The following is a 3,851-nucleotide window of genomic DNA, read 5'->3' on the forward strand; positions in this document are numbered from 1 at the left end:
ATGTTGTATAAAAAACTTTTACAGGGTAAATAGTAATAGGTTAATGAATGAAATATACACAGTTAATCATAAATACTATGTAAAACTGTATATTCAATCAAAAAAGTGTATTGAATAGCCAAAAAGTATGAAGAATTAGACATTTATAATGTGAAATAAATCACATAATCATATTTGAAAGCGCTTTATACTTTAGCTGTAGATAAATAAAGGAGGAAATGAATATGACTCAAGGACCAATTCAAGTAAACAGTGAAATCGGTAAATTAAAAACAGTATTGTTAAAACGACCTGGTAAAGAATTAGAAAATTTAGTGCCAGATCACTTAAGTGGTTTGTTATTCGATGATATTCCTTATTTAAAAGTAGCGCAAGAAGAGCATGATAAGTTCGCGCAAACACTTAGAGATGAAGGCGTGGAAGTTGTTTATTTAGAAAAGCTAGCAGCTGAAGCAATTGCGGACAAAGCAGTACGCGAACAATTTATTGACGATATTTTAGCAGAATCTCAAAAAACGATTTTAGGTCATGAAGAAGAAATTAAAAAGTTCTTCGAAACACTATCAGACCAAGAGTTAATCGATAAAATCATGGCTGGTGTTCGTAAAGAAGAAATTGAATTAGAAACAACGCATTTAGTGGAATATTTAGATGATAGATATCCATTCTATTTAGACCCTATGCCAAACTTATACTTCACTCGTGACCCTCAAGCATCTGTAGGTAGAGGGATGACAATTAACCGTATGTATTGGAGAGCACGTCGTAGAGAATCATTGTTCATCACATACATTTTAAAACATCATCCACGTTTTAAAGATGCAGATGTGCCTGTATGGTTAGATCGTAATTCACCATTCAATATTGAAGGTGGCGATGAATTAATCTTATCTAAAGAGGCATTAGCGATTGGTATTTCTGAACGTACTTCAGCACAAGCTATCGAACGCTTGGCTCGCAACATTTTCAAAGATGAGTCTACAACATTTAAGAAAGTCATTGCGATTGAGATTCCAAATAGTCGTTCATTTATGCACTTAGATACAGTATTTACAATGATTGACTACGACAAATTCACAGTGCATTCAGCGATCTTTAAAGAAGAAAATAATATGAACATCTTTACAATCGAATATGATGAAGCGAAAGATGATATCAAAATTACGCATTCACATAAATTACGTGAAACATTAGCGGATGTGTTAGGTGTGGATCACATCGACTTTATCCCAACTGGTAATGGCGACGTGATTGATGGTGCGCGTGAACAATGGAATGACGGTTCAAACACATTATGCATTCGCCCAGGCGTCGTTGTAACGTATGACCGTAACTATGTGTCTAACCAATTACTACGTGATAAAGGGATTAAAGTTATCGAAATCACAGGTAGTGAGTTAGTGCGTGGACGTGGGGGCCCAAGATGTATGAGCCAACCGTTATTTAGAGAAGATATTTAGGGAGACGAGCAAAATTCCTAAATGTAAGGAGAATCATTATGAGTGAATCAGGTGAAAATAAATTAGGTAAAACGTCACTGATTGGTTTAGTTATCGGTTCGATGATTGGCGGCGGGGCTTTCAATATTATTTCTGATATGGGAGGCCAAGCCGGTGGACTAGCGATTATCATCGGATGGATTATTACGGCAATAGGTATGATTTCTTTAGCCTTTGTCTTTCAGAATTTAACAAATGAACGTCCTGATTTAGACGGTGGGATTTACAGCTATGCGCAAGCAGGATTCGGTGACTTTATCGGGTTCTCAAGTGCATGGGGTTACTGGTTTGCAGCGTTTCTAGGTAACGTAGCGTATGCGACGTTGTTGATGTCTGCAGTAGGTAACTTCTTCCCAATCTTTAAAGGAGGGAACACGCTACCAAGTATTATCGTCGCATCGATTTTATTATGGGGCGTGCACTTCCTCATCCTTAAGGGTGTAGAAACGGCGGCATTTATTAACAGTATCGTGACCGTCGCGAAGTTAATCCCTATCTTTCTAGTTATCGTTTGTATGCTAGTAGTCTTTAATTTTGACACTTTTAAAGCGGGCTTTTACGGCATGACAAGCGGTGGTGTCGGCGTCTTCAGTTGGGGCGATACAATGTCTCAAGTGAAAAGCACAATGCTTGTAACAGTATGGGTCTTCACTGGTATTGAAGGTGCAGTCGTGTTCTCTAGCCGTGCTAAGACGAAGAAAGACGTAGGTACAGCAACGGTTATCGGTCTTGTCTCTGTATTAGTCATCTATTTCTTAATGACTGTATTAGCACAAGGGGTTATCCAACAAGATCAGATTTCTAAATTGGCAAACCCTTCAATGGCTCAAGTGCTTGAACATATCGTCGGTCATTGGGGCTCAGTGCTAGTTAACATCGGCTTAATTATCTCTGTACTTGGTGCATGGTTAGGCTGGACGTTACTTGCCGGCGAGTTGCCATTTATCGTTGCGAAAGATGGTCTCTTCCCTAAATGGTTTGCTAAGGAAAATAGACACAAAGCACCGGTAAACTCACTATTGATTACTAATATTTTAGTGCAATTATTCTTAATCAGTATGCTCTTTACCGATAGTGCTTACCAATTTGCATTCTCTTTAGCATCAAGTGCGATTTTAATACCGTACATGTTTAGTGCCTTCTATCAATTGAAATATACGATTGAACATAAAGGGCATGCAACTGCAAAACAATGGACGATTGGTATTATCGCTTCAATTTATGCGATTTGGCTAGTGTATGCAGCAGGTATCGATTACTTATTATTAACAATGCTGTTGTATATTCCAGGTTTATTCGTCTATAGTTTTGTGCAACGTAATAATAAGAAACATTTAACGAAAGTCGATTACATTTTATTCGCATTGATTATTGTCCTTGCGATTATAGGTATCATTCGCTTAGCTATGGGTAGTGTGTCAGTATTCTAATCTAGTTAAGTGTAGTGAAAGTTTTAGGAGCGTAGCGTTATGACTGAACATAAATTTTCCGATAAAAATAAAGCAACTGAATTAGACCAAGCATTTAAACAATTAGCAACCTATTTGAATATACCGGTAGGCGTGATTCATCCTTATAAAGAAGAATGTTTAGTGCGCCATTATAATAAGGGCCAAGTGATTTACTATTCTTCGGATCAACCTATGCATATGTATTTGTTGTTAACGGGAAATGTTTTGCGTGAAACATTTAATGCGGAGGGGGATGTAGCACGTTCGTTAAATAAGGAGGATGTGTTATTCCCTTTGACGCAACTGTTTCATAAGGACGTTTCGAATGAAATGTGTACCGCGATGACGGATTGTGATGTGATTGGTATACCTAAGGATTTATTGGAATATTTGTGTAAGACGCATGATGATATTTTTATTACGCTTTTTGAAAAGTTAAATGTGGAGTTACGTCTGCAGATGGAATACACCATGGCGTTAACGGCGAAGTTGGCGAGGGAACGTGTTGAGAAGGTGTTGTATTATTTGTGTCATGCGGTAGGGTATGACAATGAGGAGTTTTATGAGATTAAGCAAGTGATGACGATTCAGCTATTGAGTGATTTGTCTGGGATTTCACGTGAAACAACTGGGCATATTGTGAGTGAGTTGAAGCAGGATAAGATGTTGCTGAAGAACGGCAAAGATTGGCTAGTTCGGAAGTAACAAGGCAAGTTAATTAATAATTTCTAGCGAAATTAACTACTCCTATGTTGTTAGTAGTTCTTAGATGGTCTATCACTCATTCTGTTGTGATGCTTGCCCAGGGTACAGTTTCAGCCAGAAATGCCTCACAGATAAATCTGTGGGAATTTCTAAGGTCTTCAACTTGTACTGTTCCCTCGGGCGTCACACAACGTCA

3 protein-coding genes are annotated in these 3,851 nt (G+C 37.9%); all 3 read left to right on the forward strand.

Annotated elements, in window-relative coordinates; genetic code table 11:
• Nucleotides 1-224 precede the first annotated feature (224 nt).
• From arcA to CD127_RS11065, 3 genes are read left to right on the forward strand one after another with little or no spacing between them, the layout of a single operon-like run.
• Nucleotides 225-1,460, forward strand: coding sequence for an arginine deiminase (gene arcA, locus CD127_RS11055; RefSeq protein ID WP_103298752.1), 1,236 nt, complete (start codon nt 225-227; stop codon nt 1,458-1,460).
• Nucleotides 1,461-1,498: 38 nt separating this feature from the next.
• Nucleotides 1,499-2,929 carry an arginine-ornithine antiporter gene (gene arcD / locus CD127_RS11060; protein ID WP_103298751.1) on the forward strand — a complete coding sequence of 477 codons (1,431 nt, stop codon included), beginning with the start codon at nt 1,499-1,501 and terminating at the stop codon, nt 2,927-2,929.
• Nucleotides 2,930-2,968: 39 nt separating this feature from the next.
• Nucleotides 2,969-3,655 carry a Crp/Fnr family transcriptional regulator gene (locus tag CD127_RS11065; protein WP_103366752.1) on the forward strand — a complete coding sequence of 229 codons (687 nt, stop codon included), beginning with the start codon at nt 2,969-2,971 and terminating at the stop codon, nt 3,653-3,655.
• The last annotated feature ends 196 nt before the right edge of the window (nt 3,656-3,851 follow it).

The organism is Staphylococcus petrasii (assembly GCF_002902565.1).
In the GTDB taxonomy this organism is placed as follows: domain Bacteria; phylum Bacillota; class Bacilli; order Staphylococcales; family Staphylococcaceae; genus Staphylococcus; species Staphylococcus petrasii.